This window comes from Pseudomonas sp. NC02 (genome assembly GCF_002874965.1).
GTDB lineage: Bacteria > Pseudomonadota > Gammaproteobacteria > Pseudomonadales > Pseudomonadaceae > Aquipseudomonas.
The window spans coordinates 6791666-6816622 of the sequence record NZ_CP025624.1 but is presented as its reverse complement, the minus strand read 5'-3'; the positions used below and the strand labels follow the sequence as shown (position 1 = coordinate 6816622).

Here is a 24957-nt window from a genome sequence, read left to right as displayed (position 1 = left end):
TTTATGACTTGGGGCAGTTTGGCCCGAGCGTTTGCTTGTGTATGCTCCGTCGACGTTTCGGGCTCACCATTATAAGAACACTGCCTATGACCCTTAGCATTGACCTGGCGGGACCCTCCGTGGCGCCGGCGCAGGTTATCCGCAAGCACTACGCCATGGAGATGGCGGTGGAGCGCACGCGCCTGCTTTACCAAGGCTCCCTGCTGCCTACTTTATTAATGCTGGTGAATGGACTGGTCTGCGCCTGGTTGCTCTGGAGCCCGCAGCGCTATCTGCTGGACAGCATTTGGCTGGTATGGCTGCTGGCGCTGGTGGCCTTGCGGGTAATTCAGGTGGCGGCGTTCGATTCCGCCATGCCCAGCCGCCAGGCGCAGCCGATCTGGCGACGCATGTTCATGCTGGGCTCGGCCGTCAGCGGCTTGACGCTGGCCAGTGCTGCCATCGCCCTGGTCCCTGTGGACAGTTTTGCGCAACAGGCCTGGGTGTTCGGCCTGCTCGGCGCGGCGACCTTGTCCGCCAGTGTGGCCTATGCCGTCAGCCTGCCGGCTTTCCTGTCGTTTGCCGTGCCCTGCCTGGTGCCGGCCATCCTCTATTTATTCTGGAGCGGCGACCCGCAACAGCAAGGCTGGGGTTGCCTGGGCCTGATTCTGCTGGCATCCCTGAGCCTGGTGGCATGGCAGGTCAATCGCCTGATCCAGCGCGGGCTGCTCAGGCGCTTCCAGAACCAGGCGTTGATCGAGCACCTGCAGCAAGCGCAGCAACGCAGCGAGCAACTGAACCAGGAACTGGTGCGTGAGGTGGAGCAGCGGCGCCAGGTCGAACAAGAGTTGCGCGAAGCACAGATCGGCCTGCAGCAACGCGTCGATCAGCGCAGTCAGGAACTGGACGCGGCCAGCCTGGCCCTGAGCAAAAGCGAGGCGCGTCTGGCCATGGCGCTGCAGGCCAGCGAACTGGGTCTGTGGGACTGGAACCTGCAAACCGATGAGGTCCACCACACTCAGCTCAAGGAGTTGTTCGGCCTGGAGCCGGAATACGTCACGGCGATGCTCAGCCACCTCAAGCCACGCCTGCACCCGGACGACTTGCCGCTGCTCAAGCGCGCGCTGGTGGAGCACCTTAAAGGCCGCAGCGAGGACTACCTGGTGGAATACCGGGTGCGCCATGGCGATGGCCATTGGGTATGGATCCAGGACCGTGGCCGCGCCGTGGAGCGCTCGCCCAGTGGACGCGTCACGCGGATGCTCGGCACCCGCCGCGACATCAGCGCCGGCAAGGTCCTGGAAGAACAGCAGCGCCTGGCATCGACGGTGTTCGAGGCGGCCAGCGAAGGCATTGTGATCCTCGACCCGGACTACGTGCTGATAGCCGTCAACCAGGCATTCAGCCGCGTCACCGGCTTCGACATTGACGACATGATCGGGCGCAATGTCGTGGAACTGCCCAGCAGCCGCGACGCACGGCGCCACTTCCCGGTGATCCGCCAGGCGTTGCTCAGCCACGGCACCTGGCAGGGCGAGCTCGTGGAAACCCGCAAGAACGGCGAACTCTACCCGCAATGGCTACAACTGAATGTAGTCCGGGATATTCGAGGAAACGTCAGCCATATCGTGGGCTTCTTCGCCGATCTGTCTGCGCGCCGCGAATCCGAAGAGCGCATGCGCTATCTCACGCACTACGACGAATTGACCGGGCTGGCCAACCGCTCGCTGTTCCGCGAGCGGTTGCGCGAAGCCCATCAGCGGGTGCGCCAGGGTGGCCGCAGCCTGGCTTTACTGCATATCAACCTGGACCGTTTCAAGCTGCTCAACGACAGCCTCGGGCATGAAGTGGCCGACCAGTTGTTGCAGAAAATGGCCCGCCGCTTGATCAACGCCTTGCCTGAGGCCGACACCATAGCGCGGCTCTCTGGCGATGAATTCGCCGTGCTGTTCGACGCCTACGGCAACCTGTCGAGCCTGGCGCGGGTGGCCACGCGGTTGCTGGCCAAGTTGCGGGTGCCGGTGACGGTGGAAGGGCACGAGTTGGTGGTCAGTGCCTCAATGGGCGTCAGCCTGTTGCCCGACAATGCGCGGGAAATATCCGCGTTGGTCAGCCAGTCGAACATGGCCATGCAGCACGCCAAGCACCTGGGCGGTAATAACTTCCAGTTCTACACCGACAGCCTGCAGGCCAGCACCCTGGAACGTTTGCAGCTGGAAAACCAGCTGCGCAAGGCGATTGATGAGCGCCAGCTTACGGTGTTCTACCAACCCAAACTGTGCCTGGCCAGTGGCAAGCTGAATGCGGCCGAAGCATTGATTCGCTGGGAACATCCGCAGTGGGGCATGGTGCCGCCCGGCGACTTTATCGGGCTGGCCGAAGAAACCGGCCTGATCGTGCCGCTGGGGGAGTTCGTGTTGCGCCAGGCGTGCTGGCAGGCTTGTGAATGGCAACGCCAGGGGCTGGCGCCGATTCGGGTGTCGGTCAACCTGTCGGTGCACCAACTGCGCCAGGGCAAGCTGATCAGCCTGGTGCGCCAGGTACTGGAAGAAACCGGGCTTGATCCGCAATACCTGGAGCTGGAACTGACCGAAAGCCAGCTGCTCGACAGCGTCGAGCACATCATCTCGACCTTCCAGCAACTGCGCGACCTGGGGGTGAAGCTGGCGATTGATGATTTTGGCACCGGTTACTCATCCCTCAGTTACCTCAAGCGCATCCCCGTGGACTACGTGAAGATCGACCAGACGTTCATTCGCGGCCTGGGCCAGGGACGCGAAGATGCCTCGATCACCCGCGCAATCATTGCCATGGCCCACGGGCTGTCGCTCAAGGTGGTGGCCGAGGGCGTGGAAGATCAGCAGCAGCTGGACTTTTTGCGGGATGAGCAGTGCGACGAGGTGCAGGGCTATTTGATCAGTCGGCCGGTGGAAGCGGATGGCTTGGCGGATTTGTTACGAAAAAATGCCGATTTTCCATAGTTGAGCCCAAGCCGCACGCGGGGCTACATCGAGCCTGCCCGCTGAATCAGCGGGCAGCAGCGTGATTAAGTGATGCATCGAACGGGCAAATCGTTAATTCTTGTAGTATAACTACAAGCTTGCTACATCCCTGGCGTCTGCCAATAACAAGAGTCCAGCCCTTTGAACCTGTTGCAACATATCGCCCAGTCGCGCCACCTGTTACGCAAATCGGAACTCAAGGTTGCCGATCACGTGCTGCTTGACCCTGCGGCCGTGATGCACAGTTCCATGGCCGACCTGGCCCACAGCGTGGGCATCAGCGAGCCGACCATCGTGCGCTTCTGCCGCGCCATCGGTTGCTCCGGTTTCCAGGACTTGAAGCTCAAGCTGGCCCAGAGCCTGGCAGCGGGTGCGAGCTTTGGCCAGTTTGCGATCCACGAAGACGATTCCGTCGCCGACTACAGCCTGAAAATCTTCGACACCACCCTGCACACCCTGATGGAAGTGCGCGAAAAGCTCGACCCGGTGGAGCTGCAAAAAGCCGTGACCGCCATGTCCCAGGCCCAGCGCGTGGAGTTCTATGGTTTCGGCGCGTCCGGCGCGGTGGCGGCGGATGCCCAGCACAAGTTCTTCCGTTTGCTGCTGACGGCGGCGGCCTACAGCGACCCGCACATGCAGGCGATGTCGGCGGTGACGTTGAAGCCCAGCGACGTGGCGATCTGCATTTCCCAGTCCGGCCGCTCCAAGGATTTGCTGATCACCGCCAACCTGGTGCGTGAAAGCGGCGCGACCCTGATTACCCTGTGCCCGAGCCAGACGCCATTGGCAGAGCTGTCGACCGTCAACCTGGCGATCGATGTGCACGAGGACACCGAGATCTACACGCCGCTGACCTCGCGTATCGCCCACCTGGTGGTGATCGACGTGCTGGCGATGGGCGTGGCCATGGCGCGCGGCCCGAGCCTGGTCAACCACCTCAAGAGCGTGAAGCGCAGCTTGCGCAGCCTTCGGTTGTCACCCAAGTCCGTAAAAGCCCTCGACGACTGATAGTTTGTACGCGGACCAATTGTGGGAGCGGGCTTGCTCGCGAATGCGGAGTGTCAGTCACTGAATATGCTGGCTGGCCCACCGCATTCGCGAGCAAGCCCGCTTCCACATTTTGATTGGGTCCTGCCCCGCAAGATTCATCGTCCTGTCATCCCCATGCCGCTAAACCGTCATTGCCCGAGCCCATCCTGAACTCCCCTTACTCGCATTGGGAGACTCGAAATGGCTCGGCAATACGAAGAAAGCAACAGCACCGTCAAGACCCGCCGCCAGCAGGAAGACCAGCGCCGCATGGCCTTCCGTCGCGCAATTGAAGACCGCTGCGATCAGCGTCAATTGCAACAGAGCATCAGTGACTATCCGGAACTCCACTGGCAGGCACCCGCGGCTGCCCAGCGAAGCGTTCAGCCAGCGCGCTGATCTGCAGCCGCTCGCTGCGGATAAAGCCCAGGAATGCATGGGCCACCGGTGACAGGCGCTTGGCCTTGGCCTGCACCAGGCACCAACTGCGGTACAGCGGCAGTTCTTCCACCGGCAGCTCCCTGAGCCCGCCGGTGGCCAGTTCCAGGTTGACCGCGTGGCGCGTCAGCAGCGCCACGCCCAACCCGGCGGTCACGCACTCGCGCTGCGCCTCGGCCGAAGACACTTCCACCGTCTGGGTGAAGTGCACGCGCTTCTCCTTGAAATACTCCTCGCACGCCATCCGCGTGCCGGACCCCGGCTCGCGCAACAGCAGCGTGTAAGGCTCAAGGTCCTGCAGGCGCAACGGCCCTTGATGGCTCAGCGGATGATCGTGGGGTGCCACCGCGACAATCGGGTTGTTCAGGAACGGCAGGAATTCCAGGCCCATGTCCTGGGGCACCATCGACATGATCACCAGGTCGTCGCGGTTGTCTGAAAGCCGGCGAATCACCTGGGCGCGGTTGACCACCGTCAGGTGCAGGTTGACCTCCGGATGCTGGCGCTTGAAGGCGGCAAACAGGTGCGGCACGAAGTACTTGGCGCTGGATTCCACCGCCAGTTTCAGCTGGCCCTGCAACGAGCCCTGCATGTCGGAGAGCTGCATATCGAGGTTTTCCAGGCGGCCGAAAATGTCCCGGCTGGCCCGTTGCAAGGCTTCAGCAGCTTCAGTCATATAGAGCTTTTTGCCGACGTAATCGAACAATGGCTGGCCCAGCAGCTCCTCCAGCTGCTTGATTTGTAGGCTAACGGCCGGTTGCGTGAGGGACATTTCCTCGGCTGCGCGGCTGTAGGAACGCAAATCACAGACTTCATTGAAAATCTGCAATTGACGCAATGTCATACGCATCAATGACTTACGCATAGTTCAAGCACTCCCGCCGACCCTTGATGCGACGACTATAAGTCTTTGCTTATACACAACCCAATAATTATTGATTTTTGTTAATCCCTGCAGGGGCATAGTGTGTGTCACGCGACTGCCATGAAACATTTGGTCACGCGCCGACCCGCTTCCAGGGTCGAAGTAGGTAGCAATCGGCTCAAGGGAATTTCCAAGTGATAAAAAAGATCCTGATCGCCAACCGTGGTGAGATTGCCGTACGTATCGTGCGTGCCTGCGCCGAGATGGGCATTCGTTCGGTCGCGGTCTATTCCGATGCCGATCGCCATGCCCTGCATGTAAAGCGTGCAGATGAAGCCCACAGCATCGGTGCCGAGCCATTGGCCGGTTACCTGAACCCGCGCAAGCTGGTGAACCTGGCGGTGGAAACCGGTTGCGACGCGCTGCACCCCGGCTACGGCTTCCTCTCGGAAAACGCCGAGCTGGCAGATATTTGCGCCGAACGTGGGATCAAGTTCATCGGCCCATCGGCCGAAGTGATTCGCCGCATGGGCGACAAGACCGAAGCCCGCCGCAGCATGATCAAGGCCGGTGTGCCGGTGACCCCGGGCACCGAAGGCAACGTTGCCGACATCGCCGAAGCCCTCACCGAAGGCGACCGCATTGGTTACCCGGTGATGCTCAAGGCCACCTCCGGTGGTGGCGGTCGCGGTATCCGTCGCTGCAACAGCCGTGAAGAACTCGAACAAGCCTTCCCCCGGGTAATTTCCGAAGCCACCAAGGCCTTCGGTTCGGCGGAAGTGTTCCTGGAAAAATGCATCGTCAATCCCAAGCACATCGAGGCGCAGATCCTCGGTGACAGCTTCGGCAATGTGGTGCATCTGTTCGAGCGCGATTGCTCGATCCAGCGCCGTAACCAGAAGCTGATCGAGATCGCCCCTAGCCCCCAGCTGACCCCTGAACAGCGTGCCTACATCGGCGACCTGTCGGTGCGCGCGGCCAAGGCCGTGGGCTACGAGAACGCCGGCACCGTGGAGTTCCTGCTCGCCGAGGGCGAGGTGTACTTCATGGAGATGAACACCCGGGTGCAGGTGGAACACACCATTACCGAAGAAATCACCGGCATCGACATTGTGCGTGAGCAGATCCGCATTGCGTCAGGCCTGCCGCTGTCGGTCAAGCAGGAAGACATTCAGCACCGGGGTTTTGCGTTGCAGTTCCGCATCAACGCCGAAGACCCGAAGAACAACTTCCTGCCCAGCTTCGGCAAGATCACCCGTTACTACGCACCCGGCGGTCCCGGCGTGCGTACCGACACGGCGATCTACACCGGCTACACCATCCCGCCGTTCTACGACTCGATGTGCCTGAAGCTGGTGGTGTGGGCGTTGACCTGGGAAGAAGCCATGGACCGCGGCCTGCGCGCCCTGGACGACATGCGCCTGCAAGGCGTGAAGACCACCGCCGCCTATTACCAGGAAATCCTGCGCAACCCGGAATTCCGCAGCGGCCAGTTCAACACCAGTTTTGTGGAAAGCCACCCTGAGCTGACCAACTACTCGATCAAGCGCAAACCCGAAGAGCTGGCCCTGGCCATCGCCGCCGCCATCGCCGCCCACGCAGGCCTGTGAGGAATATAAGAATGAGCAAGAAGATCTTCGTAACCGACACCATCCTGCGCGACGCCCACCAATCGTTGCTGGCAACCCGCATGCGCACCGACGACATGCTGCCGATCTGCGACAAGCTCGACAAAGTCGGCTACTGGTCCCTGGAAGTCTGGGGCGGCGCGACCTTCGACGCCTGCGTACGCTTCCTGAAAGAAGACCCGTGGGAGCGCCTGCGCAAACTGCGCGCGGCGTTGCCCAACACGCGCCTGCAAATGCTGCTGCGTGGCCAGAACCTGTTGGGCTACCGCCACTACAGCGACGACGTGGTCAAAGCCTTCGTCGCCAAGGCCGCCGTCAACGGCATCGACGTGTTCCGCATCTTCGACGCGATGAACGACGTACGTAACCTGCGAGTGGCCATCGAAGCGGTAAAAGCCGCCGGCAAACATGCCCAGGGCACCATCGCCTACACCACCAGCCCGGTGCACACCATCGAGGCGTTCGTGGCCCAGGCCAAGCAAATGGAAGCCATGGGTTGCGACTCGGTGGCGATCAAGGACATGGCCGGCCTGCTGACGCCATACGCCACCGGCGAGCTGGTCAAGGCGCTGAAGGCCGAGCAGAGCCTGCCGATCTTCATCCACTCCCACGACACTGCGGGCCTGGCTTCGATGTGCCAGCTCAAGGCCATCGAAAACGGTGCCGACCATATCGACACCGCCATTTCCAGCTTCGCCTGGGGCACCAGCCACCCGGGTACCGAGTCGATGGTCGCGGCCCTCAAAGGTAGCGAATTCGACACCGGCCTCAGCCTGGAACTGCTGCAGGAAATCGGTTTGTACTTCTACGCTGTGCGCAAGAAGTACCACCAGTTCGAAAGCGAATTCACCGCCGTCGACACCCGCGTGCAAGTCAACCAGGTACCGGGCGGGATGATTTCCAACCTGGCCAACCAGCTGAAAGAGCAGGGCGCGCTGAACCGCATGAGCGAAGTGCTGGCCGAAATCCCGCGGGTTCGTGAAGACCTTGGCTTCCCGCCGCTGGTCACCCCGACTTCGCAGATCGTCGGTACCCAGGCGTTCTTCAACGTGCTGGCCGGCGAGCGCTACAAGACCATCACCAACGAAGTGAAGCTGTACCTGCAAGGCGGCTACGGCAAGGCGCCGGGCACCGTGAATGAAAAACTGCGGCGCCAGGCCATCGGCAGCGAAGAGGTGATCGACCATCGCCCGGCAGACCTGCTGAAGCCGGAAATGACCAAGTTGCGCGGCGAAATCGGCGCGTTGGCCAAGTCCGAAGAAGACGTACTGACCTACGCGATGTTCCCGGACATCGGGCGCAAATTCCTTGAAGAGCGCGACGCTGGCACCTTGAGCCCTGAAGTGCTGTTGCCGATTCCTGAAGCCGGCGGCGTGGCCCGTGCCGGTGGTGAAGGTGTGCCGACCGAGTTCGTGATCGACGTGCACGGCGAAAGCTATCGCGTGGACATCACCGGGGTGGGCGTCAAGGCCGAAGGCAAGCGCCACTTCTACCTGTCCATCGACGGCATGCCGGAAGAAGTGGTGTTCGAGCCGCTCAACGAGTTTGTCAGCAGTGGCGGCAGCAAGCGCAAGCACGCCACCGCGCCAGGCCATGTCAGCACGGCGATGCCGGGCAACATCGTCGACGTGCTGGTCAAGGAAGGCGACGTGGTGAAGGCCGGCCAGGCTGTGTTGATCACTGAAGCGATGAAGATGGAGACCGAAGTACAGGCGTCGATCGCCGGCAAGGTCACCGCCGTACACGTGGCCAAGGGCGACCGGGTCAACCCGGGTGAAATCCTGATTGAAATCGAAGGCTGATCAACAGCCTTCGAAACTACCGCTTAAACCTCGGGGGGGCATGTGCCCCCTTTTTTTTGCCCGCAATAATCAGAACGCCAGGGTCCACTGGCCCAGCAAACCCTGGTTACGGCTGTGGGTGCCGACCTCGGCGGTATAGGCCAGGCCCACGGTGTGCCGGGTCGACAGCGCCAGGTCCACCCCGGTGTGCAGCGCCAGGCTGTCGCGGTCCAGGGAGGTGCCTTCGATGGTGAAGTCACTGTTGAAGCCCGGCCGTTTTACCCACGCGGAGGACTGGCGCACGGTGCTGCTCACGTCACCGTAGAGGTGCTTCCAGCCTGTGCTCAGGTGCGGCTTGAGGGCCATCTGGTTGTCCAGCGTAAAGGCACTGGCCAGGCGCAAGCCGAAGGTGCTGCTGAGGTTTTCCTGGGTCTGGGCGCCGACATTCAGCGCTGTAAAGCCGCCTTTTTCCTTGTAGCGGTCGCGGTGATAGCGCTGGTAGCCGATCCCCGCATAGGGTTCGACGCTGAAACTGCCCTTGTCCAGTTGATAGCCCAGCTCGGCGAAAGCGTTCTGGCTTTGGGCGTTGTATTTGCCTTTGGACTGCTCGCGGCGCTCGACGAAATCAAAGTCTACGCTGCGTTGGGTTTGGCCGGCATGGCTGCTGTAGATCGCCCCCAGGCGCAGTGCAAGGGGGCCGTCCTGACGCACGGCGTAACCGCCGAGGTGCCAGCTGTCCAGTTCGCCCTTGAAGCGTTTGGCGTTCAGGTCGCTGGCGGACTTGGCGCCCATCACACCCACCCGCCAGGCATCGTCCACTGCCCAGTCGCCGCCCAGCATCAGGCCTTGGGTGTGTTGCTGCAGGCCCACGCTACCGTGCTGTCCTTCAAGCTTGCCAGCGTTGCCCAGGGCCTGGAACCATACGTGGCCATTGCCTTCGGCATCCGTAAGGTTGCGTTCGTCGCCTGTCCGGCGCATGACTGAAAGCAGGCTGCTGTTGAGCTGTTTCATGCTGTCTTGAGTGGCGGCGCCAAGGTTGGCGTTCTGGCTGCCTGCCAGTTGCTCCAGAACTGCACCCACACGGCCCGGCGCCAGCCTGCCAAGCTCCCGGGCGATATTGTCCAGTTCGTACTCTTGCCACTCATTGAGTTCGCCCGACTTGATGAGGGTGTCCACGGCAGAGTCCAGTACGCGGGCAACCTGCTGGCCGTTACGGGTGGTGGCGTGGTCGTTGAAGTAAAAATCGGGAGTGGGCTTGGGTGGCTTGGGGCGCTGGTGGCCTTGCTGGCCGACCTCTGGCGCCGGGATGAACCACTCGCTGTCTGGGTCGATGTCCCCTCGCGCCTGGACGAATTGAGCGTTGGTGGCACCCAGCGCGAAGGTGATGGCGAGTGCGAGTTGTTTCTGAAGGAGTGGCATGCAGGTCCGACCTCTTGATGTATGAGGTCGGGGAATCTAGCGGGGTAAAGGGCGGATAAATGTCAGGCCATCCACCCTTTGCCTGCCAGAGATGTCTCTAGTGGGCCGCGATTAAAAACTCATCTGCCATTGCCCGATCAGCCCGTGATTGCGGCTGTTACTGCCTATTTCGCCGCTGTAGCCCACGCCGAGGGTATGGCGTGCCGACAGGCCTACATCCAGCCCGGCTTCCAGCAACAGGCTGTCGCGGTCCAGGGCGCTGCCTTCGACGTTGAACGCGGTGCCGCCCATCAGGAAGGCCTGGCGGGTGCTGCTGTCTACGTCGCCGTAGGTGTGCTTCCAGCCGGCGCTGACCCGCGGTGTGAGACTGATGCCGTTGTCCAGCTGGCTCAAGTGCGCCAGGCGCAGGCCGAAGGTGCTGCTGAAATTGTCCTGGGTTTGCCCGTCGACATGCAGGGCGGCGGCGCCGCCTTTTTCGTTGTAGCTGTCGCGGTGGTAGCGCTGGTAGCCGAGGTTGGCGTATGGCTCGGCGCTCAGGCGCCCGCTGCCCATGGCATAACCCAGTTCGGCGAAGGCTTGTTGGCTGTCGGCGTCGTAGTCACCTTTGGGCCGATCGTTGAAACCGTCAAAGGCCACCGTACGTTTACTGTCTCCCTGGTGCCCGCTGTACGCAGCACCCAGGCGCAAGGCCAGCGGTCCGCTCTGGCGCATGGCGTAGACGCCGGCGTGCCAGCTGTCGACGCTGCCGTCGACGCCGGTGGTGTCCAGGTCGGTCTTCGAATAACCGCCCAGCACGCCCACGCGCCAGTCCGAATCGAGCGCCCAATCGGCCCCCAGCACGCTGCCTTTGGTGCGCTGGGTCAGGCCATTGCTGCCGTGGTCGCCGTCGAGCTTGCCGTAGCTGCCGATACCTTGCAGCCACAGGCGGCCCCGGGCGTTGGGGTCGTTGAGGTTGCGGGCTTCGGCGGGTACGCCGGTGGCGGCCAGTACGGGGGTGTCTTTTTGATCAAGGCCCACCAGCAGTCCGGCACCGCCGCCCAGTTGGTGCATGGCGTTCAACATGCTGTTGCCGACCTGGGCGCTGGCGCCGAGGGTGGCACTGGTCAGGTTGGCGGTGCTGCTGCCGGCCAATTGCTCGATGGCGGCACCGGCGCTGCTGTTGGTGGTGTTGAGCAAGGCGTTGTACAACGCGTTGTTCTTGCCCAGGCTCGCCAGGGCGTTGGCGGCGCGGGTGCCGTTGCCGGTGTTGGCGAACTGATTGAACGCCACGTCATTGCGGGAATAGGTCAGGCCGACCTGGGTAGGGCTGTAATCCAGGGTGGGGGTGAGGAAGGCATAGTCGCTGGTGACCTTGCCGAACGTGCCATTGATGCTGCCGGCCTGCAGTACCGTGTAGTGGCTCTGCCACGGGTAGGTGCCGGTGCCGGGATTGACCGCCAGGGTCGCGCCATTCAGGTACGCGGTGCCGCCGACCTGGACCGGTGCGCTGCTGCCGTCGGCATTCACGCCATAGGCCAGGGTCGAGCCGCTGGTCATCGTCAGGTCGCGGGTGATGCTGGCGGTGCCGAGGGTGGTGTTGGTCTGCAAGGTGCCTTTGACCAACAGGCTGCCGACACTGCCGCCACCGGCATAAATACCGCCTTCATCGACGGTCAGGTTGCCAGCGATCCCGCCCTGGTTGATCAGCTTGGCGCCGCTGAAAATCTCGCCGCCGTCGCTGAAGTCGCCGCTGCCGGTGAGGGTCCAGGTGCCTTGCTTCACGTCCAGCCATTCGAAGTTGCGGCTGTCGCCGAAACTGCCGCCGGCGGCGTCGTCCATGATCACGCGGTCATATCCGGTGCCGCCATCCACCACGCCGACAAAGCGGCTGCCGCCGAGCAGGGTCAGCGTGTCATCGCCGCCGCCCAAATCCAGGGCCAGGCCGTTGCTGCCGCTGATCAAGCCGGCGTTGACCACCGTGTCGGCAAACTCGCCGACGAACTTCACGCCGAAGCCGTTCAGGCCCTGAATGGTGCCATGGTTGATCAGGGTGGTTGCAGCAAGTCCCGGGCCGTCGCTGCCGTCGTCCACCAGCACCGCGTTGTTGGCACCGCTTACCAATGCACCCACGCCGTTGAACACATAGCCACCACCGAGGGCGATGCCTTCGCTGCCGTTGGCAAAGCCGTTCTTGTCGACACCGCCGGCGCCGACGCCCTGGATGACTCCGTAGTTTTCGATGTGGGCAATCTTGTCGATGTCCACGCCGTCACCATCGCCGTCCGGCTGCAGTCCGGAAAATGCGCCGGTAATAGTGCCGTGGTTGATCACCGTGCCATCGCCGTCGGAACCAAAGCCCGAGCCGTTGCGGCCGATTACCGTGCCGTAGTTGGTCAGCGTGGCGCCCAGGTCGGTGGTGATGCCGTGGCGGCCGCCGGAGATGAGGCCGTAGTTGGTGACGGTCACGCCAGTAGCGGAGTCGATGTCGACGCCGTCGAATTTGTCATCGCGCGAGTGGGTGTCGCCGGTGGAAATCTCGCCGTAGTTGGTGATCGTAGCGTTGCCGCCGGTCTTCATGCCGTCGCTGGCGTCGCCGCGAATCAGCCCGCCTTGGCGGTTGATGATAGTGGTGGTGACGTTGGAGCTGCGGATCGCATCCAGGTCCAGCCCTTGGCCGGTGGCGGAGCGAATGGTGCCGCTGTTGTCGATCAACAGGCTGCCGCTGGCGAAATTGCTGTCGATGCGCAGCGCGTCGTTGGCGCCCTGGATCACGCCGCCGGCGCGGTTGTAGATGCTGTAGTTGCGCGTACCGGTGAGGCTGCCGCTGCTGTCGATGGCCCGGCCACCCGTGGAGGTAATGCTGCCGGAGTTGTCGATCACCACGCCATTACCGGTGGTGCCGTCCTTCAAGGTCACCGCGACTTTGGAGGTGGTGATACTGCCCGGTGCCGAAATCGTCAACGAGTCACTGCCACCCAGGGTTTGCCCGGTGGTGGTGGGCGTGTCGATCTGCAGCGTCTTGGTTGGCGTGGGCGCCGCATCGACAAAACCGCTGCTGACCAGCAGGCCGAGAGTGAGCGCAAGGCGCTGGGGCGAAGGGGGCATGGCGGGCGACCTTGTTTTTGGAAAAGAGTCGACCTGTATAGCGGAGGTTTTTTACAGAATGATGGCGAGGAGGTGACGGGGATTGAAATGAGCCTGACGGTTGAAGAACGAACCCGGTTGATCGAAAGCATTCAGGATGCATTGGCCGAGGGAACGCTGGAAATAGCCGAGGCGGTACGCCGGCTGCGAACGGAAGTCACTGGGCTGCATCAGAGCCAGTTTGCCAAGATGTGCAAAATCTCCGTACGCACGCTGGTACATATCGAACATGGCGAGGGCAATCAGACGCTGAAGTCGTTGAACGCAGTGTTCAGGCCGTTTGGGTTGAAGATGGGAGTTGTGAAGGTTCGCAGAAGCTTGTAGGAAAAGGCGATGGCGTGGTGTTTGATCTATAGATGCTCGCCTATTCGCCTCGGCTGAGCACAAGGCCCGGATACGCTGAAGATACAATGTGGGAGCCGGGCTTGCCCGCGATGACGGTGGGTCAGCTGATACATTCGTGACTGATACACCGCTTTCGCGAGCAAGCCCGCTCCCACATTTGTCAGGGGGTGGCAGGGTGGCTTAGGTACGGCACTCCACCAGCGTTTTCAACTGTCCCGAACCGGTCTGGTTGGCATCTGACAGCCACCGCTCAAACCCCGCCCCAATCGCCGGCCATTCCCCATCCAGGATCGAGTACCACGCCGTATCCCGGTTGCGGCCCTTGACCACGGTGTGCTGGCGAAACACCCCTTCAAAACTGAAACCCAAACGCTCGGCGGCGTTTTTGGAGCGGGCGTTGGCGTTGTTGCACTTCCACTCCAGGCGACGATTGCCCAGCTCGAACGAGTGCCTGGCCAGCAGGTACACCGCCTCGGTGCTTTTCGGTGAACGTTGCATCGGGGCGCCGAAGGTCACGTGGCCGATTTCAATGCGGCCTTGCTCGGGCACGATGGACATCAGGCTGAGGATGCCTTGCACCTCGCCGCTGGCCTTGTCGATCACACTGAAGAAGTACGGGTCGCTGTGGGACGCGTGGTTGTTCAGCCAGGCATCGAAGGCGGCGCGCTCGGGGAATGGGCCGTAAGGCAAATAGTCCCACAGCTTCGGATCCGCGCCGGGGCCTTGCAGGGCGTTGAACAGGTCATCGCCGTGGCGGGCCGGGTCGAGTTTTTCCAGGCGCACGAAGCGCCCTTCGATAAGGGTGACGGTGGGCGCCGGGACACCTTTCCAGTCGGCCAATGATGTCGTCATGCTGTGCTTCTCCTTAAAGACCTTTGCGAAACTGGATAAAACCAGGGCGTTCGGCGATGCGTTCGTACAGCTGGATGGCGGTGGCGTTGGTCTCGTGGGTCAGCCAGTGGACCTTGCAGCAACCGTCGGCCTTGGCGGTGGCGTAGACGAATTCGATCAGCTTGCGGCCGACGCCGGTGCCGCGCTGGGCCGGATCTACCAGCAAATCCTGCAGGTAGCAGGAGTTCTCGATGCTCCAGTTGGAACGGTGGTAGATGAAATTGACCATGCCTACGGCCTTGCCGTCCTGCCAGGCCAGGGCCGAGTGGGTCGGCTCATTGGCGTCGATCAAGCGTTGCCAGGTGTTCTGGCTGACGGCGTCGGGCAGCTCGGTGTTGTAGAAGCGCAAGTAGGCTTGCCACAGGGGCAACCAAGCGGCGTGGTCGGCGGCGCTGACCTGGCGGATTTCGATCTGGCTCATGATGGCTCCTTGGGAATAAAGCGGGCGAGGGTCTGGTCGCGTACGTCGGTGCTGGCGGCCAGGCCGTCGCGAACACCGGCGATGTCCGCCGGGCTGCGGTTCTGGCTGAGTTTGCGTTTGCCTTCCAGGCGCTGGATCGGCAGGGCAAAGCCGACAATGGCCTTGAGCATGCCGTCGATGTAGTCGGCCGGGGCGTCGCTGACTTTCCAGGGTTGGGCGCGATTGCCTTCATGGCGGTCGGTGAGGGCGCTGACCAGTTCGAGCAGGCGCTCGGCTTCGGTGAACACTTCGCCGGTGCCGTAGGCGTGTACCGCGATGTAATTCCAGGTCGGCACCACTTTGCCGTGTTCGGCCTTGGCCGGGTAGAACGACGGACTGACGTAGGCCTCGGCCCCGGCAAAAATCACCAGGGCCTCGCCGCCATTTTGCAGGTCCTGCCATTGGCGATTGGCCTTGGCCATGTGCCCGTAAAGGGTGCCGTTGGGCCCTTCATCCGGGTTGAGCAGCAGCGGCAAATGGCTGGCTTGCAGGCCTTGTTCGCCCAAGGTCACCAGTTGCGCCAGGCGCGTGTGCTGGATCAGTTGCTGGATTTCGGGCAAGTCATCGAGGGCAAAGGCGCGTGGTGTGTACATGAAGATTTTCCTTGGCGAATGCCTGCATCCTAGGCAGGCTATTGGTTCGTTGTAAGAGCCATCTACAGTCAATTTTATAGGTCCAATTCCATGCCTGCGTTAGAACCACCGCTCTCGTTCAACCCGGCGGGTATCGAGTTGGACCGCCGCCAGGGACTCACCCGCCAGCTCTATCAGGCGCTGCGCCAGCGAGTACTGGATGGCCGGTTGGTCAGTGGCACCCGGCTCCCCGCCAGCCGTGACCTGGCGGCCGCGCTGTCGATCTCGCGCAACAGTGTGGTTCGCGCTTACGACCAACTGTATGCCGAAGGATTTATCGAAGGCCGCGTGGGTGATGGCACCTATGTGGCGCAATTGCCGCAGACGTCGACGCCCGCAAAAAAACTATCCACAAAAGTGTCCACAGGGTTATCAACAGGCTTACCCCCAGGTTTATCCACAAATCGGCCGGATTTACCTGTGTTTTCGTCCAGTCAAGTTATCCACAGCGGTGCGCTGGCGCGGGTGGAAAACAATCATTTGGCGCTTCCGCCCAGTGGTCCGCCGAGGGCTTTCAGGGTGGGCGTACCGGCTTTCGATCTGTTCCCGTTTGACGTGTGGGCCAAGCTGAATGCGGCTTTCTGGCGCAAGCCGGACTTGCAGCAACTGTGTTATGGCGACCCGGCGGGCGACGCGCGCCTGCGTGGATTGATTGCGGCCTATCTACGCAGTTCTCGCGGTATGCAGTGCACGGCTGAGCAAATAGTGATCACCAGTGGCGCGCAGCAGGCAATCAGCCTTTGTGCACAGCTGCTGGTGGAGCCCGGCGATGAGGTTGCCATCGAGAATCCGGGGTATCGGGCAGCAGGCCATGCGTTCGCGGTGGCGGGCGGCCAATTGCATGGCGTGACGGTGGACAGCGAGGGCATCGACTGCGCTGCCTTGAACCGCCTCGGCGGTTGCCGCCTGGCCTACGTCACCCCGTCCCATCAATACCCCACCGGCGTGGTGATGAGCCTGGCCCGGCGCCTGGAACTGCTGGCCTGGGCCGAGCGTACGGGCGGCTGGATCGTCGAGGATGACTACGACGGTGAGTACCGCTACAGCGGCGCGCCCCTGGCGCCACTGGCGGCCCTCGATCGTACGGGGCGGGTGCTGTATGTCGGGACCTTCGGCAAGGTGGCCTTTCCGGCGCTGCGCCTGGGTTACCTGGTGTTGCCGGTCGGCCTGGTCCAGGCCTTTGCCCGGCGCCGCGCGGTGGACGTGCGCCACTCGGAAGTCAGCACTCAGGCGGTGATGGCGGAGTTCATGGCGACCGGGCATTTCCAGCGCCATGTACGCCGCATGCGCCGCGCCGCGCAGAGCCGGCTCAATGCGCTATTGGCCGAATGGCCCGCCGACATTGAAGGCGTTGGCCGCCTGCCGTCGGTGGCGGCCGGGCTGCACCTGACCGTTCGGGTCGACAGCCTGGCGCGGGAACAGGCGCTGATCCAACAGGCGGCGGCGGTGGGTGTGGAGGTCAATGGCTTGAGCAGCTATTGGCTGCCGGAGTCACTCACGCCGCAGGATCAGCGTGCCGGATTGGTGTTGGGGTTTGCTGCCGTGCCCGAGGCGCAGATCAGCCAGGCGTTGAAGCGCTTGGGCCAGGTTTGGCAAGCGCCAGTTGCGCACTGAGGCGCAACCGGCGGCAACCGATCAGGTGCCGGACTTGATCTTGGTCCAGGCGCGGGTCCTGGCTCGTTCGGCGTCACGTCCCAGGGGCTTGAGGGTATACAGCGTGGTCATGGCCGCCTCGGTCGGGTACAGGTTGGGGTTGTTGCGAATCGCCGGATCCACCAACCCGGTGGCGTCCTTGTTGGGGTTGGGGTAACCGACAAAATCGCTGATCGGCGCGATCACGCCCGGTTGCAGCAGGTAGTTGATAAAGGCGTAGGCGTCTTCCGGGTCCTTGGCTCCTTTGGGGATCGCGAGCATATCGAACCAGATTGGCGCACCTTCTTTCGGCAGGCGCATGTCCACGGTCACACCGTTCTTGGCTTCCTTGGCGCGGTTGGCGGCCTGGGAGAAGCTGCCGGAATAGCCGACCGCCACGCAGATGTCGCCGTTGGCAATGTCAGCCATGTACTTGGACGAGTGGAAATAGGTGATGTACGGGCGGATCTTCATCAGCAGTGCTTCGGCTTTGACATAGTCCGCCGGGTTGCTGCTGTTGGGGTCCAGGCCCAGGTGTTGCAAGGCCAGGGGCAGGATTTCCGACGGCGAATCCAGCAGCGCCACGCCGCATTGCTTGAGCTTGCTGATGTTCTCGACGTTGAAGATCAGGTCCCAGCTGTCCACGGGGGCGTTGGCCCCCAGCGCGGCCTTGACCTTGTCCGGGTTGAAGCCGATCAGGATGGTGCCGTACATGTAGGGCACGGCGAATTTATTGCCGGGGTCGTTGGCCTCGATCAGCTTCATCAACTTGGGATCGAGGTGGTTCCAGTTGGGCAGTTTGCTGCGGTCCAGCGGCTGGAACACCGAGGCTTCGATCTGCTTGGCCAGGAACACGTTGGACGGCACCACCACGTCATAGCCGGAGTTGCCGGTCAGCAGCTTGGCCTCCAGGGCTTCGTTGGTGTCGAAGATGTCGTAGACCAGCTTGACGCTGGGGTTCTGCGCCTTGAAATCTTCCAGGGCCTTGGGCGTGATGTAGTCGAACCAGTTGTAGACCCGCAGGGTTCTTTCTTCGGCGTGCGCGGCCCCGCTCAGCACGGCGGCGCAGAGGACGAGATGCTTGAGCATGTTCATTGGGCGAATCCCTCAAAACCTTCGAGAACGTTGACGGCATTGATGCCGATTTCTTCCACGGCGTAGCCGCCTTCCATCACAAACAGCGTCGGTTTGCCGAGGCGGGCGATTCGCGCGCCCATCGCCAGGTAGTCGGGGCTGTCGAGCTTGAACTGGGAGATCGGGTCGTCCTTGAAGGTGTCGACGCCCAGCGAGACCACGATGATGTCGGCGCCGTAGCGCTCGATATCCCCGCAGGCCTGCTCCAGCGCGGCGCTCCAGCGATCCCAGCCAGAACCTGCGGGCAGCGGGTAATTGAAGTTGAAACCTTCACCGGCGCCTTCGCCCAACTCGTCGGCGTAGCCCAGGAAGAACGGAAATTCCGCCTCCGGATGGCCGTGGATCGAGGTGAACAGCACATCGTCGCGCTCGTAGAAAATCGACTGGGTACCGTTGCCGTGGTGGTAGTCCACGTCAAGGATGGCCACCTTTGTGTGGCCCTGGTCGAGAAACGCCTGGGCTGCGATCGCCGCGTTGTTGAGGTAGCAATATCCGCCCATCAAGTCGCTGGCGGCGTGGTGCCCGGGCGGACGGCACAGGGCGAAGGCACTGCGGGCGCCTTGCTGGATCGCCTGTTGCGCGGTGAGTGCAACTTGCGCCGCGCTGTAGGCCGCTTGCCAGGTACCGGCGGTGATCGGCGCGCCGCCATCGAAACTGTAATAGCCGAGCTGGCCGTGCAGGCTGGTGGGGATGACCCGGCGCAAGGTGCGTGCGGGCCAGGTGTAGGGCAGCAAGTCTCCGTCCTGGCCAAATGCCGTCCAGCGTTGCCAGGCGCCTTTGAAGAAGTCCAGGTACGCGGGGCTGTGAATACGTTGCAGCGGCGCCAGGCCAAAATCCTCAGGCGCTTGCACCGGGCCCAGTTCGCGGTCCTTGACCCGTTGCAACACATGGTCGGCGCGCGAGGGCATTTCAAAACAGGGCATCAGTTGCCCGTCCATCAACTCGCACCGGCCATGGTGCAGGTGGTGATCGTCCGAGTAGATCGTCAGCATATTGTTGTTCTCCGCAGGCTGAATCGGTGAGTCCAGTCTTGCGGCGGGTGGGATTAATGAGAATGGCAGGAGCGGCCAAAAGGGGATAAATATGGCCAAAGTGTGTGACCGCAATTCGCCCCGAAATGGCGCGGCCGTGCCCCAGCAAGTGGCTTCAGGGGCGGAACTGGCTGGGTGCGACGCCGCTCCAGCGAACAAAGGCGTGACGGAAACTCGCGGTTTCGCTGAAGCCCAGCGCCTCGGCAATTCGGTAAATGGGCAGCTCATCCTCGCCCAGCAATCGCTTGGCCCGCTCGAAGCGTAGCTCGTCCAGCAACTCCTGATAGCTGCAGCCCAAGTCATGCAGGTGCCGGCGTAGCGTGCGCGGGGAGCAGTTCATCTGCTCGGCCAGGCCGTCGAGGCCCGGCGCGGCGCTGAGTTGGCTGGCGAGCAGGTGGCGAATCTTGCCCAGCCAGGCCTGGCGCCCGGTGAACTCGGTGTTTTGCTTGCGGCAGCGCTCGGCCATGGCCTGGTGGGTGACGGCGTCGGCTAATGGCAGGGGCTGGTCCAGCCAGCTTCGGTCGAAGGCAAACGCGTTGGCGATGGCGCCGAATTGCAGCGGGCAGGCAAAGATTTCGGCGTACCGTGCGCGGTAATCCGGGGCGTCGTGTTCAAAGCGCGCCCCCAACAGCGGCAGGGCATGCCCCAGCAGGTCGTCGCAGATCACCTTCAACGAGGCCAGGCAGAGTTCGACGTTGAACGTTTCCAGCGCCGGATTTTCCCGGTAATCCGCGGCGCTGAACCAGATGCGCGTGCCGTCTTCCTCAAGGTCCAGCTCGAAAAGTGTTCCCAGCAGCGCCGGATACCGCAGCGCCAGGCGCAAAGCGTCACCGAAGGTGGCACTGGTGAGCAGTGCGTAACCGAGCATGCCATAGGAAGAAACGTGCATTTGCCGGCCCAGCTCCAGGCCGATATCCCGGCGCAGGGCCACGGCGTTGGCGCACACGCGCATCTCCTGGTTGGTGGTGATGCGGGTGTCGGCGCGGCTCAAGTCCGCCGCGCAAATACCGCTGCCGGCCAGCAAGGCCTCGGCGGGTTGGCCTTCGGCCTTGAAGGTATTGAGCACCAACGAGACGGCATTGAGGGTGGTGAGGTGGGAGTGCAACATGGGTGCTTCCAGCCAGGGGATGGCTGGAAGAGGAGCAAGTTATATGCCGGTCAGCTCAGTTCGCCGCACAGGTCGAGTTCGACCAGGCGGCGGATTTCGGCGTTGTCCAGCCCGGCGCCGATCAACGCATTGAGCTTGCCGAACGCGGCTTCACGGGTCATCCCGCCACCTGACAACACCCCGACGCCCCGCAAGCGGCTGCCGGCTTCGTACACGTCCAGCTCCACACCGCCTTCATGGCATTGGGTGATTGCCACCACGACCACGCCGTTATCCTGCGCGCGCTGCAGGCTGGCGAGGAACTGTGGGTTGTCGCTCGGCCCGGTGCCGCTGCCGAAGCATTCCAGCACCAGCGCCTGGATGCCGCTGTCGATCAACGCGTCCAATTGCGCGGCGGCGATGCCCGGCACCAGTGGCAGCACACCCACATTGGCCAGCGCCTTGGCCTGGCGGTAATGCAGCGCCGCCGGAACCAACTCGGCTTGGGCGACGCCGCCGTTACGCTGCAACGCGGCAAACGGATGGCGACCAAAACTGCGGATTTTCGCGCAACGGGTCGGGGCCATCAGTGCACCGTGGAAGTACAGTTGCACGCCAGGCGCCAGGCCTTGGCCCAGGGCTGCCAACGCACCGCTGACGTTTTCCCAGGCATCGCTGTCGGGCACACCGGCCGGCAGCATCGAGCCGGTAAACAGCACCGGCGCGGGCAGGCCCAGCAGTTGGAAACTCATGGCCGCGGCGCTGTAGGCCAGGGTGTCGGTGCCGTGCAGCACCAGTACGGCGTCGCAACCCTCGTCCACCGCCTCAACCACGGCGGCGCGCAGGCGCTGCCAATAGGCGGGGGTCATGTTCGCACTGTCGATCAGCGGGGACATTTCCCGAAAGCGCCAGGCTGGCATATTCAGTTGGGCGAGGGCTTCGCTCATGCGCGCTTCAAACCCCGAAGCGGGGGCCAGGCCGTTGGCGCTGGCCTGCATGCCGATGGTGCCGCCGGTGTAGAGCACCATGACGTTGTTGGCTGGTTGCATTGAAGAATCTCCTGAACGAAAAACGCCGCCGGGCCCAGAGCATGCCCAAGGCCGGGCGGCGTGTCATCTATCTAGGTTTAGCGTTGCGCTTGAGCGTTCAGTTCTGCGGTCGCTTGAGCGGCTGGCTCAGGCTTCACCGGATTTGCCGGCCAGGCCTTGCGGTCCAGGTCCAGGTCCGGGAACTTGCTGGAATCAAACACCGGGGTCTTGATGCCCGCAGCACGCTGGCCGTCGTAGTCATTCAGGATGCGCATGGCGATCTTGAACAGGAACGCCAGGGCGAACAGGTTGACGAACGCCAGCATGGTCATGGTGATGTCGGCGAAGGCAAACACGGTGCTCAGGTTCTCGATGGAACCCCAGAAAATCAGCACCAGCACCAGCGCGCGGTAGCCCATCAGCACCTTGCGGTTGTCGCCTACGATGAAGCGCAGGTTGCTCTCGCCGAGGTAGTAGTTGTACATGATCGAGGTGAACACGAACAACGCCAGGGCCACCGAGATGAACATCCGGCCCCAGTCACCCACCACCGCCGCCAGGGAGTTCTGGGTCAGGGCAATGCCGTCGCCTTCAAAGCCCGGGGTGTAGAAGCCCGAGAGCAGGATCAGCAGCGCGGTGCAGGTGCAGATGACGAAGGTGTCGAGGAACACGCTGAACGCCTGAACCACGCCTTGGGCGATCGGGTGTTCAACCGAGGCGACTGCCGCCACGTTAGGCGCACTGCCCAGGCCGGCTTCGTTGGCGAACACGCCGCGTTTCACACCCATGATGATCGCGCTGCCCACCAGGCCACCGAAGGCCTGGTCGAGGCCGAAAGCGCTCTTGACGATGGTCGCGAGCATGGCCGGCACGTGGTCGAATTGCAGCACGATCACGTACAGGGTCACCGCGATGTAGACCAGGGTCTTGACCGGTACCAGCAGGTCGGCGATCGAGGCGATACGCTTGATCCCGCCGATGAACACCAGGCCCAGCAACACCGCCAGGGCCAGGCCGGTGTAGGTGGTGTCGAGGCCAAACGCGTTGTTCAGCGAGTGGGTGACGGCGTGGGCTTGCAGGCCATTGAAGGCGAAGCCGAAAGTCACCAGCAGCAGGAACGCCATCACCATGCCCAGCCAGCGTTTGTGCAGGCCGTGCTGGATGTAATACGCCGGGCCACCACGGTAGGTGCCTTCAGCGTCGGTGCGTTTGTACAGTTGGCCGAGGGAGCACTCGATAAAGCTCGAAGACATGCCCACCAGTGCGGTGACCCACATCCAGAATACGGCGCCCGGGCCACCCAGGGTCACGGCAATGCCGACGCCTGCGATGTTGCCGGCACCCACGCGCCCGGCGAGGCTGAGCATCAGCGCCTGGAACGAACTGAGCTGGCCGGCGCTGCTTTTCAGGCTGTCGCGAAACACCGAAAACATGTGGAAAAAGTGACGCAACTGAACGAAACGCGAGCGGATCGTGAAGTAACCACCGAGCCCGACAATGAGCACGATCAATACTTTCCCTGAGAGGAAGTCGTTGATGACTTCTAGCATGGAGTGTTCCTCGCTGATTTTTCTAATGGCAAACGCAGGACGGTCCGACGCATCGCTCGGCACCAGGCAGTGCACGACGCTTCGACCCCAATCCTTTTGCGGGTGTTGTTATTCATGCGGTTTCGCGCTTCCCAGGGTCTCGTTACCGACGACCGCTGACGCGAAGAGGGGCGGCACTATACCTAGGAGTGGGTGATCCGTCTGCACGAGGCGATTAAAGGTTTCAGCCAAGGCGTTACGGGCAAGGCGGGTTTGTTGGGCGATCTTGGAGTTTTTATTGGCGTCATTTCACAACCTTGAGGCAAAAAAAAGGGCCTGAAGAACGAGCCTTCAGGCCCTCAAAAGGTGAGAGGTGTCTAGTCCCTCAACCTGGTGAGCGGTGCAACAAACGCTTAGGCCTTCAGAGGCACCAAGCGTGGGGCAATCATGTTTTCGGGGCGCAGGATGTCGTCGAGCATGGCGTCGTCGAGCAAGCCTTCTTCGCGCACCAGTTCCAGCACGCCGCGGCCGCTTTCAAGGGCGATACGGGCGATGCGGGTGGCGTTTTCATAGCCGATGTACGGGTTCAGCGCGGTGACCAGGCCGATGGAGTGTTCCACCAGCTCGCGGCAGCGGGCTTCGTTGGCAGTGATGCCGACGATGCAGTGCTCGCGCAGCATGTCCATGGCGCGTTGCAACAGGCGGATCGAGTCGAAGATCTTGTAGGCGATCAGCGGCTCCATCACGTTCAGTTGCAGCTGGCCGCCTTCGGCCGCGATGGTCAGCGCCAAATCGTTACCGATGATTTGGAACGCCACCTGGTTCACGGCTTCCGGGATCACCGGGTTGACCTTGCCGGGCATGATCGAGCTGCCTGGCTGACGCGCCGGCAGGTTGATTTCGTTGATGCCGGTGCGCGGGCCGCTGGACAGCAGGCGCAGGTCGTTGCAGATCTTCGACAGCTTCACCGCGGTACGCTTGAGCATGCCGGAGAACAGCACGAAAGCGCCCATGTCGGAGGTGGCTTCGATCAGGTCGGCAGCCGGTACCAGCGGCTGGCCGCTGATGGTCGCCAGGCGCTGGACGGCCAGGGCCTGGTAACGCGGGTCGGCGTTGATGCCGGTACCGATGGCGGTGCCGCCCAGGTTCACTTCGGTCAGCAGCTCAGGCGCCAGGGTCTTCAGGCGGGCCAGGTCTTCACCGAGGGTGGTGGCGAAGGCACGGAATTCCTGGCCGAGGGTCATCGGCACGGCGTCTTGCAGCTGGGTACGGCCCATTTTCAGGACGTGGCTGAATTCTTCACCCTTGGCAGCGAACGCCTGGATCAGGCTGTCGAGGCTGGCCAACAGCGCGTCGTGGCCCAGCAGCAGACCCAGGCGGATCGCGGTCGGGTAGGCGTCGTTGGTCGACTGCGCCATGTTCACGTCGTTGTTGGGGTGCAGGTATTGGTATTCGCCCTTGCTGTGGCCCATGGCCTCCAGCGCGATGTTGGCGATGACTTCGTTGGCATTCATGTTGGTTGAAGTGCCAGCGCCGCCTTGAATCATGTCCACCACGAACTCTTCGTGGAAATCGCCGCGGATCAGACGGGCACAGGCTTCGCTGATGGCAGCGTGCTTGGCTTCGCTGAGTTGGCCCAGCTCGCGGTTGGCGTCAGCAGCTGCCTGCTTGACCATTGCCAGGCCGACCACCAATTTCGGGTAATGCGAAATCGGAACGCCCGAGAGACGGAAGTTGTTCACCGCTCGCAGGGTCTGGATGCCGTAATACGCTTGAGCGGGTACTTCGAGTACGCCAAGCAGGTCTTTTTCTGTGCGGAAAGATGCAGCGGAGGACATGACGGAAATCATCTCGATATGGACCCGGGCTAGGCCGGAACGCTGTGAATGCTAGGCTTGCAGGAGATTTTGGGCCAATGCTGTTA

19 protein-coding genes are annotated in these 24957 nt (G+C 62.5%); 7 read left to right on the top strand and 12 right to left on the bottom strand.

Annotation, left to right across the window (positions count from 1 at the left end; genetic code table 11):
- The first annotated feature begins 86 nt into the window (after positions 1–86).
- The 3 genes from C0058_RS32175 (at position 87) to C0058_RS33150 (ending at position 4409) form a co-directional block, all read left to right on the top strand.
- A complete protein-coding gene (locus C0058_RS32175) occupies positions 87–2960 on the top strand; it encodes a GGDEF domain-containing phosphodiesterase (protein ID WP_008439498.1) in 2874 nt (957 codons plus the stop codon).
- A 162-nt stretch (positions 2961–3122) separates the two neighbouring features.
- On the top strand, positions 3123–3989 hold the full coding sequence (hexR, locus tag C0058_RS32170) for a transcriptional regulator HexR (RefSeq protein WP_003213447.1): 867 nt from the start codon (positions 3123–3125) through the stop codon (positions 3987–3989).
- Positions 3990–4211: 222 nt separating this feature from the next.
- A complete protein-coding gene (locus tag C0058_RS33150) occupies positions 4212–4409 on the top strand; it encodes a PA3496 family putative envelope integrity protein (protein WP_003213445.1) in 198 nt (65 codons plus the stop codon).
- Here the strand turns inward: C0058_RS33150 and C0058_RS32155 are convergent.
- Positions 4339–5313, bottom strand: coding sequence for a LysR family transcriptional regulator (locus tag C0058_RS32155; RefSeq protein ID WP_003213443.1), 975 nt, complete (start codon positions 5311–5313; stop codon positions 4339–4341). The genes C0058_RS33150 and C0058_RS32155 overlap by 71 nt on opposite strands.
- A 194-nt stretch (positions 5314–5507) precedes the next feature.
- On the opposite strand from C0058_RS32155, the gene C0058_RS32150 reads away from it, so the two are divergent.
- Together C0058_RS32150 and oadA are read left to right on the top strand one after the other, a co-directional pair.
- Positions 5508–6923, top strand: coding sequence for an acetyl-CoA carboxylase biotin carboxylase subunit (locus C0058_RS32150; protein WP_003213442.1), 1416 nt, complete (start codon positions 5508–5510; stop codon positions 6921–6923).
- 11 nt (positions 6924–6934) lie between these two features.
- Complete coding sequence (oadA, locus tag C0058_RS32145) at positions 6935–8743, top strand: sodium-extruding oxaloacetate decarboxylase subunit alpha (RefSeq protein WP_102370189.1); 1809 nt, start codon at positions 6935–6937, stop codon at positions 8741–8743.
- Between the two features lie 69 nt (positions 8744–8812).
- Here the strand turns inward: oadA and C0058_RS32140 are convergent, their stop codons facing one another.
- Together C0058_RS32140 and C0058_RS32135 are read right to left on the bottom strand one after the other, a co-directional pair.
- On the bottom strand, positions 8813–10141 hold the full coding sequence (locus C0058_RS32140; protein ID WP_102370188.1) for an autotransporter domain-containing protein: 1329 nt from the start codon (positions 10139–10141) through the stop codon (positions 8813–8815).
- 111 nt (positions 10142–10252) lie between these two features.
- The gene (locus tag C0058_RS32135) at positions 10253–13225 is read right to left on the bottom strand and encodes an autotransporter domain-containing protein (RefSeq protein WP_102370187.1); all 2973 of its coding nucleotides are present in this window, start codon (positions 13223–13225) and stop codon (positions 10253–10255) included.
- Between the two features lie 87 nt (positions 13226–13312).
- Here C0058_RS32135 and C0058_RS32130 point away from each other — a divergent pair, with 87 nt between their 5' ends.
- The gene (locus tag C0058_RS32130) at positions 13313–13588 is read left to right on the top strand and encodes a helix-turn-helix domain-containing protein (RefSeq protein WP_087694596.1); all 276 of its coding nucleotides are present in this window, start codon (positions 13313–13315) and stop codon (positions 13586–13588) included.
- A 201-nt stretch (positions 13589–13789) separates the two neighbouring features.
- Here C0058_RS32130 and C0058_RS32125 read toward each other — a convergent pair whose 3' ends face one another.
- From C0058_RS32125 to C0058_RS32115, 3 genes are read right to left on the bottom strand one after another with little or no spacing between them, the layout of a single operon-like run.
- Positions 13790–14461, bottom strand: a complete 672-nt coding sequence (locus C0058_RS32125; RefSeq protein WP_102370186.1) for a GNAT family N-acetyltransferase — start codon at positions 14459–14461, stop codon at positions 13790–13792.
- Between the two features lie 13 nt (positions 14462–14474).
- Positions 14475–14921, bottom strand: a complete 447-nt coding sequence (locus C0058_RS32120) for a GNAT family N-acetyltransferase (RefSeq protein ID WP_003213433.1) — start codon at positions 14919–14921, stop codon at positions 14475–14477.
- Positions 14918–15553 (bottom strand): FMN-binding negative transcriptional regulator, encoded by a 636-nt coding sequence (locus C0058_RS32115; protein ID WP_003213431.1) that lies wholly within the window; start codon positions 15551–15553, stop codon positions 14918–14920. Before C0058_RS32115 ends, C0058_RS32120 begins: the two co-directional genes overlap by 4 nt.
- Before the next feature lie 90 nt (positions 15554–15643).
- Between C0058_RS32115 and C0058_RS32110 the strand changes: the two genes are divergently transcribed.
- On the top strand, positions 15644–17206 hold the full coding sequence (locus tag C0058_RS32110) for a PLP-dependent aminotransferase family protein (protein WP_102370185.1): 1563 nt from the start codon (positions 15644–15646) through the stop codon (positions 17204–17206).
- A gap of 21 nt (positions 17207–17227) precedes the next feature.
- Here C0058_RS32110 and C0058_RS32105 read toward each other — a convergent pair whose 3' ends face one another.
- The 6 genes from C0058_RS32105 to aspA form a co-directional block, all read right to left on the bottom strand.
- On the bottom strand, positions 17228–18319 hold the full coding sequence (locus C0058_RS32105; protein WP_102370184.1) for a polyamine ABC transporter substrate-binding protein: 1092 nt from the start codon (positions 18317–18319) through the stop codon (positions 17228–17230).
- Positions 18316–19350 (bottom strand): histone deacetylase family protein, encoded by a 1035-nt coding sequence (locus C0058_RS32100; protein WP_008439485.1) that lies wholly within the window; start codon positions 19348–19350, stop codon positions 18316–18318. The genes C0058_RS32105 and C0058_RS32100 overlap by 4 nt, the downstream gene beginning before the upstream one ends.
- Positions 19351–19504: 154 nt before the next feature.
- Complete coding sequence (locus C0058_RS32095) at positions 19505–20497, bottom strand: AraC family transcriptional regulator (protein ID WP_003213421.1); 993 nt, start codon at positions 20495–20497, stop codon at positions 19505–19507.
- A 50-nt stretch (positions 20498–20547) separates the two neighbouring features.
- The gene (locus C0058_RS32090) at positions 20548–21525 is read right to left on the bottom strand and encodes an asparaginase (RefSeq protein WP_102370183.1); all 978 of its coding nucleotides are present in this window, start codon (positions 21523–21525) and stop codon (positions 20548–20550) included.
- A gap of 77 nt (positions 21526–21602) precedes the next feature.
- The gene (locus C0058_RS32085) at positions 21603–23054 is read right to left on the bottom strand and encodes a sodium:alanine symporter family protein (protein ID WP_003213417.1); all 1452 of its coding nucleotides are present in this window, start codon (positions 23052–23054) and stop codon (positions 21603–21605) included.
- A 392-nt stretch (positions 23055–23446) separates the two neighbouring features.
- Positions 23447–24871 (bottom strand): aspartate ammonia-lyase, encoded by a 1425-nt coding sequence (aspA, locus tag C0058_RS32080; protein WP_003213415.1) that lies wholly within the window; start codon positions 24869–24871, stop codon positions 23447–23449.
- Positions 24872–24957 lie beyond the last annotated feature (86 nt).

What these genes read in the sequence shown, in the direction of transcription:
- C0058_RS32175 (WP_008439498.1), top strand. Translation starts at nt 87, where the DNA reads ATGACCCTTAGCATTGACCTGGCGGGACCCTCCGTGGCGCCGGCGCAG.
- C0058_RS33150 (WP_003213445.1), top strand. Translation starts at nt 4,212, where the DNA reads ATGGCTCGGCAATACGAAGAAAGCAACAGCACCGTCAAGACCCGCCGC.
- C0058_RS32155 (WP_003213443.1), bottom strand. Translation starts at nt 5,313, where the DNA reads ATGCGTAAGTCATTGATGCGTATGACATTGCGTCAATTGCAGATTTTC.
- oadA (WP_102370189.1), top strand. Translation starts at nt 6,935, where the DNA reads ATGAGCAAGAAGATCTTCGTAACCGACACCATCCTGCGCGACGCCCAC.
- C0058_RS32140 (WP_102370188.1), bottom strand. Translation starts at nt 10,141, where the DNA reads ATGCCACTCCTTCAGAAACAACTCGCACTCGCCATCACCTTCGCGCTG.
- C0058_RS32135 (WP_102370187.1), bottom strand. Translation starts at nt 13,225, where the DNA reads ATGCCCCCTTCGCCCCAGCGCCTTGCGCTCACTCTCGGCCTGCTGGTC.
- C0058_RS32130 (WP_087694596.1), top strand. Translation starts at nt 13,313, where the DNA reads ATGAGCCTGACGGTTGAAGAACGAACCCGGTTGATCGAAAGCATTCAG.
- C0058_RS32125 (WP_102370186.1), bottom strand. Translation starts at nt 14,461, where the DNA reads ATGACGACATCATTGGCCGACTGGAAAGGTGTCCCGGCGCCCACCGTC.
- C0058_RS32120 (WP_003213433.1), bottom strand. Translation starts at nt 14,921, where the DNA reads ATGAGCCAGATCGAAATCCGCCAGGTCAGCGCCGCCGACCACGCCGCT.
- C0058_RS32115 (WP_003213431.1), bottom strand. Translation starts at nt 15,553, where the DNA reads ATGTACACACCACGCGCCTTTGCCCTCGATGACTTGCCCGAAATCCAG.
- C0058_RS32110 (WP_102370185.1), top strand. Translation starts at nt 15,644, where the DNA reads ATGCCTGCGTTAGAACCACCGCTCTCGTTCAACCCGGCGGGTATCGAG.
- C0058_RS32105 (WP_102370184.1), bottom strand. Translation starts at nt 18,319, where the DNA reads ATGAACATGCTCAAGCATCTCGTCCTCTGCGCCGCCGTGCTGAGCGGG.
- C0058_RS32100 (WP_008439485.1), bottom strand. Translation starts at nt 19,350, where the DNA reads ATGCTGACGATCTACTCGGACGATCACCACCTGCACCATGGCCGGTGC.
- C0058_RS32095 (WP_003213421.1), bottom strand. Translation starts at nt 20,497, where the DNA reads ATGTTGCACTCCCACCTCACCACCCTCAATGCCGTCTCGTTGGTGCTC.
- C0058_RS32090 (WP_102370183.1), bottom strand. Translation starts at nt 21,525, where the DNA reads ATGCAACCAGCCAACAACGTCATGGTGCTCTACACCGGCGGCACCATC.
- C0058_RS32085 (WP_003213417.1), bottom strand. Translation starts at nt 23,054, where the DNA reads ATGCTAGAAGTCATCAACGACTTCCTCTCAGGGAAAGTATTGATCGTG.
- aspA (WP_003213415.1), bottom strand. Translation starts at nt 24,871, where the DNA reads ATGTCCTCCGCTGCATCTTTCCGCACAGAAAAAGACCTGCTTGGCGTA.